General features: G+C 44.3%; 17 protein-coding genes and 1 tRNA gene. 3 read left to right on the plus strand and 15 right to left on the minus strand.

Features of this window, described 5'->3' with window-relative positions; translation table 11 throughout:
* Positions 1–322 precede the first annotated feature (322 nt).
* The 8 genes from ychF to OKC24_RS11620 all read right to left on the minus strand — a co-directional run bounded on the left by ychF (position 323) and on the right by OKC24_RS11620 (position 8,829).
* Entirely contained in the window at positions 323–1,414 is a 1,092-nt protein-coding gene (ychF, locus tag OKC24_RS11585) for a redox-regulated ATPase YchF (RefSeq protein ID WP_130145234.1), read from the minus strand.
* 106 nt (positions 1,415–1,520) lie between these two features.
* Positions 1,521–2,180, minus strand: a complete 660-nt coding sequence (locus OKC24_RS11590; RefSeq protein WP_005010874.1) for a methionine ABC transporter permease — start codon at positions 2,178–2,180, stop codon at positions 1,521–1,523.
* Positions 2,161–3,231 carry a methionine ABC transporter ATP-binding protein gene (locus OKC24_RS11595; protein WP_265465216.1) on the minus strand — a complete coding sequence of 357 codons (1,071 nt, stop codon included), beginning with the start codon at positions 3,229–3,231 and terminating at the stop codon, positions 2,161–2,163. The genes OKC24_RS11590 and OKC24_RS11595 overlap by 20 nt, the downstream gene beginning before the upstream one ends.
* Positions 3,232–3,242: 11 nt before the next feature.
* Positions 3,243–4,079, minus strand: coding sequence for a MetQ/NlpA family ABC transporter substrate-binding protein (locus OKC24_RS11600; protein ID WP_130145238.1), 837 nt, complete (start codon positions 4,077–4,079; stop codon positions 3,243–3,245).
* Positions 4,080–4,089: 10 nt separating this feature from the next.
* Positions 4,090–4,920, minus strand: a complete 831-nt coding sequence (locus OKC24_RS11605; protein WP_130145240.1) for a MetQ/NlpA family ABC transporter substrate-binding protein — start codon at positions 4,918–4,920, stop codon at positions 4,090–4,092.
* Positions 4,921–4,956: 36 nt separating this feature from the next.
* A complete protein-coding gene (locus tag OKC24_RS11610; protein ID WP_131277527.1) occupies positions 4,957–6,384 on the minus strand; it encodes an LLM class flavin-dependent oxidoreductase in 1,428 nt (475 codons plus the stop codon).
* Positions 6,384–7,616: an SfnB family sulfur acquisition oxidoreductase gene (locus tag OKC24_RS11615; RefSeq protein ID WP_131277525.1), complete on the minus strand. Its 1,233-nt coding sequence runs from the start codon at positions 7,614–7,616 to the stop codon at positions 6,384–6,386. The genes OKC24_RS11610 and OKC24_RS11615 overlap by 1 nt, the downstream gene beginning before the upstream one ends.
* Before the next feature lie 10 nt (positions 7,617–7,626).
* Positions 7,627–8,829 (minus strand): SfnB family sulfur acquisition oxidoreductase, encoded by a 1,203-nt coding sequence (locus OKC24_RS11620; protein WP_265465222.1) that lies wholly within the window; start codon positions 8,827–8,829, stop codon positions 7,627–7,629.
* Positions 8,830–9,193: 364 nt separating this feature from the next.
* Here OKC24_RS11620 and OKC24_RS11625 point away from each other — a divergent pair, with 364 nt between their 5' ends.
* Positions 9,194–9,958 (plus strand): glutathione S-transferase family protein, encoded by a 765-nt coding sequence (locus tag OKC24_RS11625; RefSeq protein WP_130145248.1) that lies wholly within the window; start codon positions 9,194–9,196, stop codon positions 9,956–9,958.
* 67 nt (positions 9,959–10,025) lie between these two features.
* Here the strand turns inward: OKC24_RS11625 and OKC24_RS11630 are convergent, their stop codons facing one another.
* A complete protein-coding gene (locus tag OKC24_RS11630; protein ID WP_130145250.1) occupies positions 10,026–11,366 on the minus strand; it encodes a phage tail family protein in 1,341 nt (446 codons plus the stop codon).
* A 504-nt stretch (positions 11,367–11,870) separates the two neighbouring features.
* Between OKC24_RS11630 and OKC24_RS11635 the strand changes: the two genes are divergently transcribed.
* The gene (locus OKC24_RS11635) at positions 11,871–12,341 is read left to right on the plus strand and encodes an Lrp/AsnC family transcriptional regulator (protein ID WP_005010857.1); all 471 of its coding nucleotides are present in this window, start codon (positions 11,871–11,873) and stop codon (positions 12,339–12,341) included.
* 102 nt (positions 12,342–12,443) lie between these two features.
* On the opposite strand, the gene OKC24_RS11640 is transcribed toward OKC24_RS11635, so the two are convergent.
* Together OKC24_RS11640 and OKC24_RS11645 are read right to left on the minus strand one after the other, a co-directional pair.
* The gene (locus tag OKC24_RS11640) at positions 12,444–13,193 is read right to left on the minus strand and encodes a YebC/PmpR family DNA-binding transcriptional regulator (RefSeq protein ID WP_130145252.1); all 750 of its coding nucleotides are present in this window, start codon (positions 13,191–13,193) and stop codon (positions 12,444–12,446) included.
* Between the two features lie 105 nt (positions 13,194–13,298).
* On the minus strand, positions 13,299–13,868 hold the full coding sequence (locus OKC24_RS11645) for a 1-acyl-sn-glycerol-3-phosphate acyltransferase (RefSeq protein WP_130145254.1): 570 nt from the start codon (positions 13,866–13,868) through the stop codon (positions 13,299–13,301).
* A gap of 779 nt (positions 13,869–14,647) precedes the next feature.
* Here OKC24_RS11645 and OKC24_RS11650 point away from each other — a divergent pair.
* A tRNA-Ile gene (locus OKC24_RS11650) sits at positions 14,648–14,724 on the plus strand.
* Between the two features lie 135 nt (positions 14,725–14,859).
* Here OKC24_RS11650 and OKC24_RS11655 read toward each other — a convergent pair.
* From OKC24_RS11655 to OKC24_RS11675, 4 genes are all read right to left on the minus strand, one after another.
* Positions 14,860–15,081 carry a hypothetical protein gene (locus tag OKC24_RS11655; RefSeq protein ID WP_265465227.1) on the minus strand — a complete coding sequence of 74 codons (222 nt, stop codon included), beginning with the start codon at positions 15,079–15,081 and terminating at the stop codon, positions 14,860–14,862.
* On the minus strand, positions 15,078–15,281 hold the full coding sequence (locus tag OKC24_RS11660; RefSeq protein WP_265465229.1) for a hypothetical protein: 204 nt from the start codon (positions 15,279–15,281) through the stop codon (positions 15,078–15,080). The genes OKC24_RS11655 and OKC24_RS11660 overlap by 4 nt, the downstream gene beginning before the upstream one ends.
* Before the next feature lie 147 nt (positions 15,282–15,428).
* Positions 15,429–15,911 carry a TRM11 family methyltransferase gene (locus tag OKC24_RS11670; RefSeq protein ID WP_265465231.1) on the minus strand — a complete coding sequence of 161 codons (483 nt, stop codon included), beginning with the start codon at positions 15,909–15,911 and terminating at the stop codon, positions 15,429–15,431.
* Positions 15,901–16,062: a hypothetical protein gene (locus tag OKC24_RS11675; protein ID WP_265465235.1), complete on the minus strand. Its 162-nt coding sequence runs from the start codon at positions 16,060–16,062 to the stop codon at positions 15,901–15,903. Before OKC24_RS11675 ends, OKC24_RS11670 begins: the two co-directional genes overlap by 11 nt.
* Positions 16,063–16,275 lie beyond the last annotated feature (213 nt).

A 16,275-nucleotide genomic window follows, 5' to 3' on the forward strand; every position in this document is an offset into this window, starting at 1 on the left:
TCAGCGCCTGTTTCCAAATTAGGCAAATTTGATTCATGATTCAGTTGCAATGCGGTTGCTGAAATGCAATCAGCTACAGTGAAACTGTGGGTTTTTTTGAGATTTTAAGCAGGGTTTAAGCTTGTATTGATCAAAAAACAACAATCAGAAAATTAATAAAAGAGCATCATTTTTTATGAATTTTAATAAAAATAGCGCAGAACATAGAAAAGAATCTAGCATGACGCGCACATGCTGCACATAGCAGCGTTCATGAAAGATGGGCAATGCGCAAATTTTGCAAATAAAAAAGCCAGCTTAATGCTGGCTTTTCCAATTGGGTTTAAACGTTAAAACGGAAGTGCAATACATCGCCGTCTTGAACGATATACGTTTTGCCTTCTAAGCGCCATTTGCCAGCCTCTTTCGCGCCAGCTTCACCGTTGTACTGCACAAAGTCATCATATGCTATGCATTCAGCGCGGATAAAGCCTTTTTCGAAGTCAGTGTGAATAACGCCAGCCGCTTGCGGTGCCGTTGCGCCTATTTTAACTGTCCAAGCGCGGACTTCCTGTACGCCAGCCGTAAAGTATGTTTGCAGGCCAAGTAAGCCATAGCCTGCGCGGATTACGATGTTCAAGCCAGGCTCTTCCATGCCTAAAGCTTCTAAAAATTCAGCACGGTCTTCATCTTCAAGCAATGAAATTTCCGCTTCAATTTGATTGCATAGCGGCACCACAATCGCATTTTCTTCAGCTGCTAGCTTTTTCACAGCATCAAGGTGAGGGTTGTTTTCAAAACCGTCTTCCGCCACGTTGGCAATGTACATTGTCGGTTTTAAAGTCATTAAGCCAAAACCGCGTACTAGCTTGCGTTCATCATCGTCTAAGTCCGCAGCGCGGGCAGGTTTGCCTTCTTCAAGTAGAGGCAAGATTTTGTCTAAAACGGCTTTGGTTGCAATCGCGTCTTTGTCGCCGCCTTTGGCAGATTTCGCTAAACGGGTGATTGCTTTAGTAATTGTATCTAAGTCAGCCAGCGCCAGTTCTGTGTTGATGGTGGCAATATCGTCCAGCGGGTCAATTTTGCCATTTACGTGAATCACGTTTTCATCTTCAAAACAGCGCACTACATGAGCAATTGCGTCAGTTTCACGGATGTTGGCAAGGAACTGGTTGCCCAAGCCTTCGCCTTTAGATGCGCCAGCTACAAGGCCTGCGATGTCTACGAATTCCATCGTGGTTGGGATGACGCGCTGCGGTTTAACAATAGCAGTCAGTTTATCCAAACGCGGGTCAGGTACAGGCACGATGCCTGTGTTTGGTTCGATGGTACAGAATGGGAAGTTTTCTGCAGCAATCGCAGCTTTAGTCAATGCATTGAAAAGTGTAGATTTACCAACGTTCGGCAAGCCGACAATACCGCAATTAAAACCCATGAAATGACTCACACAGTGTTATATAAAAATTGCCGATGATTTTACATGAAAGCCATGACAAAGTCATGGCTTGGTTGAGCTGCGGGAGCAGGCCAATACGTTAGACTTAAATCTTGCGCTTATCCAGCTGTGCGGAAATGGTATCTCCGGCAGCCTGCACCAGCATGACTAAAATGACCAGCACCACAATTACCGCCAGCATGATGTGCATATCAAAGCGCTGATAGCCATATCGGTAGGCAATATCGCCCAAGCCTCCTGCGCCAATGGCGCCTGCAATCGCCGATGAATTAATCATAGTGACGAGGGTGACGGTAAAGCCTGCGACAATGCCCGGCAGCGCTTCCGGCAGCAGCACATGCCAGATAATTTGCTTGCGGTTGCAGCCGATGGCTTGCGCGGCTTCAATCAGGCCATGATCCACTTCGCGCAGGCTGACTTCCGCTATGCGGGCAAAGAATGGCGTTGCAGCTAAAGTCAGCGGCACAACGGCGGCCCAAACGCCATAACTGGTGCCGACAATCCAGCGGGTCAGGGGAATCAGCGCAACCATTAAAATTAAAAATGGCACAGAGCGCGTTACGTTCACGATCCATCCTAAGCTTTGGTTAATGCCTTTAGATGGGTAGATGCCATGTTCAGAGCTGATAACCAGCAGAATAGCCAACGGCAGGCCAATTAAAAACGCCAAAATGGCCGAAGACCCAACCATTAATAGGGTATCGATCAGGCCAGTCACTAATAAATCAATAAGCTGATTTTGCATAACCCAGCACCTCCAGCTGTGCAATAGACGGTTTTAATTTGGCAGACAATGCGTTGAAATCAGCATCGGTTTGCTTCAAAGCAATAATGAATGAACCAATCAGATAGTTTTGAATGGTATCGACATGGCTTTGCAGTAAATGTACAGGCGCATCAAACTGTTCAAAAATCGTCTTTAAATTGGGGGATTGATCAACGGCAGATTCATAGCGCAATTTTAAAATGCTGTAAGTGCTGTCTGGCTGTATGTCCGGCAGACAATCAATCGGAAGATCCAGCTGTTCCAGGTTCAGCAATTCCTGCGTGATTTTTTGCTGCGGTGATGAAAACACTGACCAGACTTGGCCTGATTCTGCAATTTCACCGTGATCAATCACCACGACTTGATCACAGATTTCACGGATCACCTGCATTTCATGGGTGATGAGCACAATGGTAATGCCTAAGGTCTGATTAATTTCTTTCAGTAAAGACAAAACAACTGAAGTGCTTTCCGGGTCAAGTGCAGAGGTTGCTTCATCACACAGCAGCACTTCCGGATGATGCACCAGCGCGCGGGCAATGCCGACACGCTGTTTTTGACCGCCTGAAAGCTGTGACGGGTAATTGTCGGCTTTATTGCTCAGTCCAACTAAATTGAGCACTTCATTGACACGCGCATCAATTTGATCTTTCGGATAGGACGCAACTTTTAACGGCAGCGCGACATTTTCATAAACTGTTTTTGCCGACATTAAGTTGAAGTGCTGAAAGATCATGCCGGTTTTTTGACGCAGCTGAATCAGCTCTGCGTGATTGAGCCGGGCTAAATCTTGCTGGTGAATATGAATACTGCCATCACTGACGCTTTCCAAACCATTCAGTGTGCGGATCAGGGAGGATTTGCCTGCGCCGCTTTTGCCGATTATGCCGAAAATAGAGCCTTTAGGAATATCTAAATTGATATCCTTCAATGCATGGACCTGTGTTCCTTGAACAGTATAATATTTATTCAGGTTGCGGATTTTAATATAGGGAACGGAAAATTCCGTATGTGCACCAAAACTAACCATCGTAATTCTCCTTATTTCCAGCCTTCAAACCACATGCCTTTGCCAAAGTCGCGGTCTAAAATCGCTTTCACTTTTTCAGAGTTTTGAAAGGTGCTGACAAAGGCGGCCAATTTTTGGTTTTCATCCGCATAGTCTTTGCGTGTGACAAAAAGGATCGCGTATTTTTTGTCAATAGGGTCTAAAAACAGCGCGCTGTGCGGGTCCGCTTTTTTTGCCATATTCAAGTAATGCGGAAAGCCAAAGATTAAATCGGCATCGTCATAGGCGAGCGCAGTTTGCGGGCCTTCGACTTCAAGGAACTGCAGCTGTTTCGGGTTGGCCGCAATATCTGCAAGTGTTGAATGTTCATTATTGATATCTTTGAGCTGAATCAGTCCGGCGCGGTTCAATAGAATTAAAGCGCGGGCAGAATTGACCGGGTCGCTTGGAATAACCACACGCGCTTTTTGCGGCAGCGCGTCCAGCGTTTTATAGTGTTTGGAATACAGGCCCACATGGCTGCCGCTGCCTGTTGCAAAAGCATGCAGCTTATAGCCAGTTTGCTGCACTGCATTGGCAAGAAACACGCTTTGCTGGAAAAAATTGGCGTCAATATCGCCATTTTGCACGGCAACATTTGGCGCTTGCCAGTCGGAAAATTCAATCAGCTCCACATGGATGCCTTGCGGTTTAAGGTCATCCGCGACACTTTGCAGCAGTTCGGCATAGGGCGGGCTAATGCCGATTTTCAGCGTATTGCGCTGCGTGTGCTGCGTTGACCAGCGGTAAGCAATGAGGCTGAGCGCGAGGACAGCCGCCGCAATGGCGATTGTCCAAATTTTACGGTTCTTGCGGAGTAAATTTGGCATCATGTGACCCTCATTTCCAGCCTGGGAACCAAAGTTTTGCGCCAAAGTCAGCATCCAGCGCCTGTTTTACTTTTGGTGAATTTTGGTAAATATCAACAAATTTGCGCAGCTTGCCGTTGGTGTCTTGGTAGTCGTCACGCACCGCAAATAAAATGGCAAAACGCTTATCGGTGTTAGAGTCAAACAGTAATGCGCTTTCCGGATCGGCTGTTTTGGCCAGACGCAAGTAATGCGGGTAGCCAAAAGCCAAGTCGGCATCGTCAATAGCGCGGGCAGTTTGCGGGCCTTCAACTTCGATGAACTGCAGTTTTTTCGGGTTTTCAGCAATATCATTTACACCAGACAGGAAGTTATCCGGCTGTTTCAGCGTAATCAACTGAGCTTGCTGCAGCAGCTGCAAGGCGCGGCCTTGGTTAACAGGGTCATTCGGAATGACAACTTTTGCATTTTGCTGAAGTTCGTCAAAGCTTTTAACTTTTTTTGAATACAGGCCTACATGCGTGGCAGCGCCGACATCAAAAGCTTTGATTTTAAAATCAGTTTCTTTTTTTGCATTGTCTAAAAATGGCTGATGCTGGAAAAAGTTAGCGTCAATATCGCCATGACTTAAAGTAATATTGGGGGTATTCCAGTCCGAAAATTCCACTAATTTGACATTCAGCCCTTGCTGTTTAGCTTCTTCTGCAGCTGCCTGCAGCGGTTTGGCAAATGATGGACTGATGCCAATCACCAATTCATCTGCAACCGATTTCTTCTGATGATTCCAAACCAGCAGTCCGATAATCAAGGCGGCTGCAATTGCGCCGATCAATGTCAGTTTGGATTTTGAATTAAGCGCCATAGGTTCCCTCGAAATTTTTAAGTCTGTGTAATGTGTTTATTCAGTGTGCTCGGCAGATTGCGGCGCCAGCTTTTGCGCTGCGCTGTGCAATCGGTATTGGTCAGCAGGGTGCGGAGCAGACAGGCGGTTGCCGTTTTGAAACAGCTTGTTGCGCAAGCTGCCATGCGCATATTCAGTTTTGTAGCGCCCGCGCTGCTGCAGCTCTGGAATGACCAAACGGATAAAATCCTGATGTGATTCTGGCGCAACCGTGCGGGTGAGATTAAAGCCGTCGACGCCCGTTTCATCGAATAGCTCAATAAGCTGCTCGGCAACCGAAGCGCCGCTGCCGACAATCAGCGGGTAGCGCCCGCCGAGTTTGAGCTGCGCCTTTAAATCCTTTGGCGTGATTTTCTGTTCTTTGAATTTGCTGTTGACTGAGGCAATGCTGTTGGTTTTTTGATAAGGAATCGCTTCATCATCTGAAAACTTGCTGAGATCCATGCCGACCGAGCTGGAAAAATGCGCCAGGCCTGCTTCCGGGCTGGCATAGCGGATATATTCAGCCAATTTTTCCTGCGCCAGTTCATCGGTTTCTGCTGTCACCACGCTGATGCCGACAAACAGCTTGATGGCATGCGGGTCACGGCCTTGTTCCTGCGCTTGGGTGCGGATTTTATCCACCTGCTGCTTTATTTTTTCAGGCTTGTCTGCGCCGATAAACATGCCTTCTGCATGCTGTGTGGCAAAGGCTAGGCCTCGCGGGGAAGCGCCTGCCTGATACAGTACTGGTGTCCGCTGGAGAGAAGGCGACACCTGAAACACGCCCTGGCTTTGGTAAAACTGCCCTTGATGCTGAATGACATGCACTTTGGCTGGGTCAGAGAAAATCCGCCGGGTTTTGTCTTTGCGCACAGCATCATCTTCCCAAGAGCCTTCCCAGAACTTATAGCAAAGTTCTAAAAATTCTTCGGCTTGTTCATAGCGCAGGTCATGATCTTTTAAGCCTTTTTGTCCAATCAGCCGTTCGGCGCTGTCTAAATAGCCAGTGACAATGTTCCAGCCAATGCGGCCTTGGGTTAGATGATCCAAACTGGCCAAGCGCCTTGCAAATTGATAGGGCGTTTCATAGCTTAAATTCACCGTGACGCCAAAGCCGAGATGTTCCGTCACGGCTGCCATCGCGGAGACTAAAGTACTTGGGTCATGGCTCGGCAGCTGGATCGACTCTTTTAACGTCAGGTCGATATTGCCTTGATAGACGTCATACACGCCGGTAATGTCCGCAATGAATAAGCCGTCAAATAGGCCTTGTTCTAAGGTCTTGGCAAGGTCTGTCCAATAGCTGAGTTCATTGAAGCGGTGCGATTCATCACGTGGATGTGTCCACAAGCCATGATTGATATGGCCCGCACAATTCATGTCAAAGGCATTCAGGATGATGTGATTTGATGCATGTGCATCTGCAGTATGATTATTTGTCATTACAATGTCCCTCTGCGCGGCGGCAGGACACCGTTTAATAAATAATTGGCAATAAAGTAATATTTCCAGCGTGAGGCGTCGTGCAGGGTATGCACGCGGGCATTGCGCCAAAATCGGTCTAAGCCGTCTGCACGCTGGCTGCCGCGGCTGCCTGCCAGTTCAATCAGCTTGGAAGATGCCTTGAGTGCAGTTTCTGAACTGTGCGCGCGGACTTTGGCCACATCTAAAGAGGCTTTGGCGACATTTTCAGCAGTTGGCTGAGGGCGGGCAGCATCAATTGAGCGTCCGGCTTGTTTCAGTAACACTTCGCTGGCGCGCACATCGGCAATAATGCGTCCAAGTTCAAATTTGGTCAGCGGGTCATCGATGGCATGTTCGACACCAGAATCAATCCATGGGCGGGCTTGACGGACACGGACAAGGGTTTCTTCAAAAGCGGCGCGGGCTATGCCGGTTTCAATCGCGGCATGCATAATCTGCGCAAATGGGCCAACAAGCGTGGGTTCAGAGAATGCAGTGCCGAATGGAATGACATCTTCAGCAGCCACGGGGACACGATGAAACTTTACTGTGCCGCTGCCTGTGGTGCGCTGCCCAAAGCCAGACCAGTCATCAGCCAGTTCTAAGCCTTGGCTGTCACGTGGAAGAAAAGCTAAAAATTCATTGCCCTCCGCATCTTTGACTAATGTGGGAATGCGGTGTGCAAACAGGCTGCCTGTGCAGTAGAATTTTTCGCCATTGATCTCATAGCCATCCGCTTTTGGTGAAATCACGGTTTGTTTTTGAGATGCGCTTTTGGTTTTAAATTCCGCTAAGGCATTGCCAAATCGTGCGCCTTGCAGCACTTCCGCATACAGTTTTTGTTTCTGCTGTTCAGTCCCTGTATTGCGCAGCACTTCCAGCGCATAAAAGTGGTTTTGCGGAATTTGGCCGATTGAACCGTCTGCACCGCTCATCATCGCAATGACTTGCGCGACGGTATAGCTGGAAACATCGGCGCCGCCGTATGCTTTCGGCACGGTAATGGCCCATAAGCCAGATTGGCTGTACGCTTCAATTTCCTCAAATGGCAAAATGCGCTGTGCATCTCGGGCCACGGCGGTCTGTTTGAATTCTTCAGCCAAACGCTGCGCGATTTCCAAAGCTTCAGCATCAGAGCGAATAATATGCGCATGCGCTGTTTCAGAGGCAGTACCCGATTTAAACGGCACAATATTTTGAAATGAAGTCATCGTGTTCTCCTTAAATCCAAGCGTGGCGGGCGGGCAAGGTATGGTTCAGGTAATAGTCGCCTAGAGCATGCAGTTTCCAGCGGATTGGGTCATGCAGGGTATGCACGCGGGCGTTGCGCCAGTGCTGGTCAAAATTGTGCACATTTAAGCTGGAGCGGCTGCCGCCCAGCTCTAAGAGTTTTTCAGAGATCTGCAATGCGGCATCATTGGCATAGACTTTGGCTTCCGCCACTAAAATCGAGGCTTTGGCGGCCTGCTCATCACTGACATTTTTCAGCAGATCCAGCTCATCTAAATATTCAGCAGCTTCATCCAGCAGCAAGATGGCGGCATCCAGCAGCACAGCAGATTTGCCGACTTCCTGCAGGGTGTAATGCTCTTCACTGGCTTTTTCCACCTGCGCATCGGCAATAGGCCGCGCTTTTTTGACGGCTGCAACGGTATCTGCAAAAGCCGCTTCGGCAATGCCGACATCAATGGCAACTTGAAGCAGCTGTGAGAAAGCGCCGCGGTAACTCGGCTGCGACGCCAGTTTGCGTTCATCAAAAATTAAAAAAGCATCCACTTCAACATGATTGAGTTTAACCGTGCCGCTTGACGTTGTGCGCTGTCCAAAACCATCCCAATTATCAATTACAGATAGGCCTTGAGATTGGCGGTCAACAATAGTTAAAACCACATGGCCTTCAGGATGAATGGCTTTGATGGTCAGCCAGTGCGCAAAACTGCTGCCTGTTGAATAGAATTTTTCACCGTGTATAAAATATTTGCCATCTTCGATCTGCAAAAAAGTGCTTAAGGTTCTTGTATCTTTGGTATTGCGTTCAGGGCCGCCATTGGCCAAGCGCTTCCCTTTTAAAATTTCATTGAAAATAAAGGCTTTTTGCTCAGCTGTTCCTATGATGTCAATCATGTTCAGCAGGGCAATTTGATTTTGCGGAATTTGCCCGACACTGGAGTCGGCTTTATTTAAAATACGGAAGACTTGTGCGAGTGTTTTGTTGGTAACAAACGCGCCGCCGAATGCTTTCGGAATGCGGATGCCGCCTAAGCCTTTTTGACTAAATAAATCAATTTCGGCAAAGGGAAGCTGACGGTTTTGATCACGCTCATTGCGGCCTTCCAGAGCAAAATCTGCCACATGATAGGCAGCCGTAATTGCTTCTTGATCGCTTTCGATTATATGAATATTTTCAGCAGTTAAACGAGACATAATGACACCTGTACTAGATATCAAAACGCTAACTGTTCAGTGTAGAAAAATTAAATGATGGATTCAGATTTAAATATCAAAAAATGTCTTTTAGAGAATTATTGATTAATATGTATTGTATTTTTATATGTTAATATTATGAAAAATATTAAATTTATTTAATTTCAAACTAAAATTATAAATTTTATATCATCTTTTCATATATTCATGCGCTAAATATGTATAAATGTATTCATTCGCAAATACTTTTAATATTTAATTTAAGGTAAAAAGTCCATTGTTTTTCTAAAACGGTATGTCTAAAGTATCCCACTAAAATACTTAGCAATGCTGGGTCGTGGAAAACAATAAATTCGGAGCATTTATGCGTACGTTATACCAGTTTCCGTTATCACACTTCTGTGAAAAAGCGCGCTGGCTGCTGGATTACAAAGAACTGGAATATACAGCTCATAATTTGATGCCCGGTGTGCACCGGGCCTTTGCGCAATTAAAAACCGGGCAGAACAAATTGCCTATTTTACGTGATGGGGAGCAGTGGATTGCAGATTCCACCCAAATCGCGCTGTATCTGGATGATCAGTATCCTGAGCATGCCTTGCTGCGTGCGGATGCAGACCTTCGTCAGCAGGCGCTGGAGATCAATGAACTATCTGTTGAATTAGGCCGCCATGTGCGCCGCTGGGCGCTGTCGCATGTGCTGAAAGAAAATGAAGAATCTTTAGATATTTTAATTGGTGAGAAGGGCTATTTGCGCCAATTTGAAAAATATTCAAAACCCTTGATTAAGGCGCTGGTCTCGAAAGGGTATCAATTAGACTCTGACCGGGTGGAACACTCGAAAGAGGCGATGCAAGGCATTATTGAAGAATTAAATGGGCGGCTCATTCAGCATGGCTGCCGATATTTGGTTGGCGACCGCTTAGGCCTGGCGGATATAGCGGTTTGTTCAATGCTCGCACCGATTTTGGAAGTTGCTGGAACACCTTGGGAAAAAGAGCATTCCGAAAATTTATCTGAAGATTTTAAAGCCTATAAAGCATATTTAACGGATTTGCCGCTTGGGCAGTATGTGCTGCGTATTTATCAGACTGAACGCAACTCACGGGTGGATTGGCGCGGGGTTTAACCGTTCAACGCCGCAAAAAAACGCACTTTAACGTGCGTTTTTTTTGCGGTAAAGCAGTAAGCTGTAATCAAATGTAGTGTGCGGCCTGTTCAAGATCTAACTGGACCGCTGGATTCGGCAATGACATATAGTCTTGCGGCGCAGTTTGAGCGGTATTTGGGGCTGCAGCCGATGCAGGCGCTTGCGTAATGAGATCGCTTAAATTGATCGTGCCTAGGCTGCTGGTGTTCTGAAACAAGTCACTAATGTTGGGAAGATGATTTTCGGTTCCATTCAGCAGGTCACCCAATGCGCTTTTCGTGCTGCCTGCTAACAGCTCAGGTTTATAGGCGCCGGTCAGCAGGCCGCTTAAGTCAGGAATTTCAATGTGATCCAGCAGCGCGCTGAAATCGCCTTTTTGGTCAATCATGGCAATGACAGGCTTCAGTGAATCGATCACTTGGTTTAAATCTTTAGACAACGTCAGCAATGAAGGATCATTGACAAAGTCTAAAACAGTTTTCACGCTGTTTAAGACGTCATAAACTTTGTGCACGGTATCCGCCTGCATACTGTCTAAGGCGTCGCTGTTTTCCAACATTTTAATCAAGGGATTAATGCCCTTAATCACGCCAGAAATGGTTTCAGGAATATTGCCTTGATTGGCCTGGGTCAGGGTGGAAATCAAAGTTGTCACACTGCCAATCACCGCTGGAAGCGCTTGCTGCAGCTTGGCCATATCAATATTCGTATTGCCTGTATCAATTGACGCCAGCAGAGGCATTAAAGCCTGCGCTGCGCCTTGGGCAATATCCCCTAAGTCTGCATGGTCAGCAGCGATTGAGCCGGCTGCTTGAATTAAAGGCTGCGCGTGTTCTAAAACTTGATTTAATGTTGATATGATTTGCGCAGCATCGGTATTTGCTGCCACACTGCTGAGCACATTTAAAAGCGGTTTAATGGCGGTTAAGGCTGATGAAATATTGTCTGGCAGATTACTTTGCCCATTAAAGCTGCTGATCAGCGTTTGCACGCTGCTGATCACAGCTGGCAAAGCCTGAAGCAATTCGCCTTGCTGTGCCGAGCCTGTTCCGCTCAAGGATTGAAGCAAGGGCTGTAAGGTCTGCATCAACGTATTCAGTGAATTTGAATTGCTGCCTGAAGTTTGATTATAAAGAATGCTTTGCATCAGATCCATGATTTTAGGCAATGAATTGGTCAAGCTGCTTAGGTCAATTGCGCTGGATTTAGGTGCACTGGCAGCGCTAAATAAGTTTGAGAGGGTGCTGCTGATTTTTTCAGGATTTAGCAGGCTGCTGAGCGCCGTGCTGTTCAGCTTTAATTGCGCCGATGATGAATTCAGCTGAAAAGCAGGACTGAGAGCTGAACTGAGTTTAGAGGTCAGAACGCTAAGAGACTTGATCGCCATGTGTATTTATTCCTTATTGTTTTAAGATTTATTGTTCTTTTTCAAACTGAAATTTTTTAAAGCCTTTTTAAGGGAAAGTAAAATTTGCATGACGCATCCGTCAGCAGTTTAATGTGATGTAAGTCTCTTTTGGGGTTTTGTGCTATTTATAATTAATTATTTTTAAACAATAAAATATTCATCGGATTGCCATGTCTTACGGATGAGCGGCATAAAAAATCAACAGTTTGAGGTATGAAATTCACAGAACGGATAAGCGGGTTGAAAGTAGGAAATTTTACGGTTAACAGCAATCAAAAAGAAAAAATAAGTCAAAATAATTTGCAAAATATAAATATATTTTTTATATATGGAGAATACATGAAAATAAATTTTAAAAACTGTCCGGCATTTTAAGAATAATTTAAATGGCCTTAATCGGGAGAAAATCCCCATAGGCTGTTCAAAGTTATTTATTCAATGCATTGAAACATGCATATGCGGCGGGCAGTAACTGGAGAAAAAATGGAATTGGATCGTTTTGATAAGCAAATCTTAGAAATTTTAACGCATGAAGATTTAAATCTGAATGAATTATCTGAACGCATCAATCTTTCAGTCAGTTCTGTACACCGCCGAATTAAGCATCTTATTGATGCGGGGGTGATTTCTGGGCTGAAACGGGAACTGAATTATCAAAAGCTGGGGTTTAGCCTGCATGTGCTTTTGCAGGTGTCGCTGAGTAAGCATGATACAGACACCTTTGCGAAATTTTTAGAAGAACTGGAAAGCATTCCTGAGGTGATAAATGCATTTTTAGTCACGGGGCAGTCGGCTGATTTTATTGTGGAAGTTGTTGCGAAGGATATGGAAAATTACAGTGATGTCCTGCTCAAGCGCATTGGTAAAATTGAACATGTTGTAGCACTGCATTCGAGCTTTGTGATTAAGGAATACAACGTATTTAATTGCACAGGTTTGCTGAGCAAAGCTTAAAAGACAGCGGCTGATCAGCATCATCTATCAGCTGCAGCCTGTTGATTACAGGCAAGCATAAAAAAACGCGCCTATGAGCGCGTTTTTTAATTTTTTGAAAGATTACTCATCAAGCTGAGCTAAAACTTCTTCTGTGAATTCAACGTTTGTATAAACGTTTTGCACATCATCTAAATCTTCAAACATATCAATCATTTTTACGATTTTTTTCGCTTGATCAACATCTGAAATCAAGGCTTTAGTTGAAGGGTTCATTACTACTTCAGCATTGTCAGACTTTAAACCTGCTGCTGTGAGCGCATCTTGAACTTCACCAAAAGTTTCAGGTGTTGTGATGACTAAAATCTCATCTTCATCCACTTCAATGTCTTCTGCGCCGGCCTCTAAAGCCACGTCCATGATTTTGTCTTCTAAAGACACATCTTCAAACGTAATTTCACCGCGTTTAGTAAACATATATGCCACTGAACCAGCAGTACCTAAGTTACCGTCAGTTTTAGAGAAACAATGGCGAACATCAGGCACTGTACGGTTTAAGTTGTCAGTCATTGTTTCAATGATAACCGCAACGCCGCCAACGCCATAACCTTCGTAAGTGACTTCTTTTAAATCAGCATTTTCTTCACCGCCAACACCGCGCTGAACTGCGCGGTTGATGGTGTCACGTGTCATGTTTGCAACTAAGGCTTTCTCAACGACAGCACGTAAACGTGGGTTAGACGCAACATCACCGCCGCCTAAACGGGCAGCTGTAACGATTTCACGAATGAATTTTGTGAATACTTTAGCGCGGCTCGCATCTTGTTTTGCTTTACGATGCTTTGTGTTAGCCCACTTGGAATGACCCGCCATGCGAAATATGCTCCTTGTAGATTGGCTTTATGCCTATCAGATTGTGCAAATTCTACCATAAGCCCTTTTTTTTGATAAAGGGCTAGCCTTCGAGTTTTTAAACAATCATGCCTGATTTTTGGGTTCTGGAATAATAATGTCCAGTCCAACATTTTCTTTATACAGTTTTTTCATCAAAGCGAGGTCATAGTCGAGTTCTGTTGGATAAATTTTTCCAAAGATGCCGCCTTGCTTGGTTTTAGAGTTGGCATACATTAAAACAATGGGTACGCCAGCCGCTTTAGCAATATGCCAGAACCCAGTGCGGATGGGTTTGCGGGCTTCACCGCGCTCTGCACGGGTCGCTTCAGGCGCAATCACCAGATTGAATTTTTCATTTTTTTCAAAATGCTCAACCATTTGCGAAACAATATCTTTGCTCGACTTGCGGTCTACAGGAATGCCGCCAACCGCCGTTAAAAAAGGCTTCAAAGGACCTTTAAACAATTCTTTTTTAATAAGGGTATGAATTTTTAAGTCATAAATTTGGAAGAGGGCTAGAGACAGTACCGCATCCATCATAGAGGTGTGTTCAAAGCCGACAATGACTTGCTTATTTTCAAGCACATCCGGCTTTACTTCATAAGTCCAGCCAGCCAATTTGAATGAGGTTTCACCGATAAATTTTTTCAACATACAAAATTACAGTTTCTGCAAAGGCAATCTGCGCTAATTTCTGCTTGTTTCAGAGGACAGTCAATAGGAAATTTGCGAAAGCAGATAAATAAAATACATTTGCATTTTTATAGTTTATTGCTAATAGAGATGCAGGAAGCTGACTAAGACTTTAAAACGATAATTATATTTGTATTCATAGAAAATTAGTCTTAAAACATAGAAAAAGAATATTAAAAAAAATAGCCTCATGTCTATTCAGACAGCCTAATTCTTATTAGACTTTTGTCGTAGGACTTGAAAAATGTACGATGCTTTTTTAAGTCATAGATATTCTGCAGAGGCTGAGAAAAATGACTTATTTGACTGCTTTTTTGTTTGCATCAGTAATTTTTGCTTTAGTGTTGCTGTGGTCGCTGATTGAATTTTATACAGAATCAAAAAAGCAGGAACAGTTTGATCTCTAATTTTGGAGATCGGCAGGATTTATATTTAAATCGCGGATCTTATTTCTGAAACAATCAACGTTATTGGTGTGTGATGTTCTGATACTTATAAAGTATCAGTGCTGCAATTGGCTGCGGTTTTTATCTCTTTTCTTGATTGCTTATTGCTTTATTTATCATCAATTTTTTCATTTTTGAAAAGGCTATTGTTTACTTTTTTGCTATAGATTGGCCATTTTTGGGGGATTGTTGTCTTAATGTGCAAGCAGTCTTAAAAATGCTTGTATTTTAAAATAATCTCCGATAATATTCTTTCCGCTTGAACTTATTGATATATAAAGAGTTCAGCCTATAGGGCCTATAGCTCAGTTGGTTAGAGCAGCGGACTCATAATCCGTTGGTCGACAGTTCAAGTCTGTCTGGGCCCACCATATAAAACAACCACTTAGGTGTACTAATCCTAAGTGGTTTTTTGTTTTTAGAATCCATGTAAGCGCTATGTAAGCAGATAAAAACAATACTTTAAACCAGAATAGGCATTAAAAAAGCACCCTAGGGTGCTGGTTTTAAATCTTGAGAAGATTTCGTATATCAGTTAATCGCCATTTATATACATCATTAATAATCACCGGTTGAATAGGGCCGTTGCCGCGTGTTGCCCAAACTCTTACTGTATTGGCTTTTAATCCCATTACTTTTGCAAAGTCGGTATGTCCAACTAAGCTTGTTCCAGAGGAGATAAGCTGGCTTAAGCGTTCCTCTGGTTTTAATTCTGATGCAACCATCATGACACCTCCTTCAAACTTTTTCTAACTGCCGCAGGCAACCCATCTGCCGCAGCCAATTTTTCATCAATAATCGCGTATAACAGCGTGACAAGTTCAGCTGGCAATGTTGTTGTATAAAACATTCCGGATACATGCCGTGGCGCCAGGTCTTCGCGAAATTCTTCTAAAAGTTCGATTTCAGCAGGGGATAGTTCAGTCATCGGCTGACTCCATCTTCATAAAAGTGATCCAGTGCGTATTAGCGCGTTTTCCACTTATGTGCCCGAACACTGGCTTTTGATCTGTCAGATCCAATATTTCACTGACTTTTATTTGAGTTTCATTCCANGATTTCAGCAGGGGATAGTTCAGTCATCGGCTGACTCCATCTTCATAAAAGTGATCCAGTGCGTATTAGCGCGTTTTCCACTTATGTGCCCGAACACTGGCTTTTGATCTGTCAGATCCAATATTTCACTGACTTTTATTTGAGTTTCATTCCATTTAAATATCAGCACACCACCATTGGCCAACACACGGAAGCATTCTGAAAAGCCTTTGCGGATATCATCACGCCAATTTTCATGAAGCTTTCCATATTTGAGTGCCAGCCAACTTAAAGGGCCTGCTTTAATCAAGTGAGGTGGATCAAAAACAACTAAATTAAATTGGCCGTCATTAAAAGGCATATTACGAAAATCCATCTCAATGTCCGGTGCAACTTCTAAAGAACGCCCATCACACAAAATATGACTTTCTGTTCGAATATCCCCAAAAACAACATTCGGATTAATACGATCAAAATGCATCATCCGGGAGCCGCAGCAAGGGTCTAAAATTTTAGCTGTCATGGCCTTGCTCCTGTGCTTTGATTATTGCTCTGTATGCATTAGCTGTAGAGTTTTTATTGTCATAAATAGCTTTCAATATTTTTTCGCTCGGATTTTTTGGCATAAGCACAAAACCTTCAGGAATCGCTTGAGCTTTGGCTTCTTGCCACATCACATATGCTTCATGAATTTCTTTATAAATATATTCACCTTTAACATTTCGCGGATAAGGGCGAGCAATTACTGGTTTGCAAATTGCGCTAAAAGCTTCTTCAAATGCCTCATCTCGTTGAATATGGGGTACACAAACGGCTTTAATAAGTCATCAGACCACATTTCACATCGGCAAATCCAGGGTGGAAAACTCAAAGGCTCAAACAAGCTC

Source organism: Acinetobacter entericus (assembly GCF_026168575.1).
In the GTDB taxonomy this organism is placed as follows: domain Bacteria; phylum Pseudomonadota; class Gammaproteobacteria; order Pseudomonadales; family Moraxellaceae; genus Acinetobacter; species Acinetobacter bouvetii.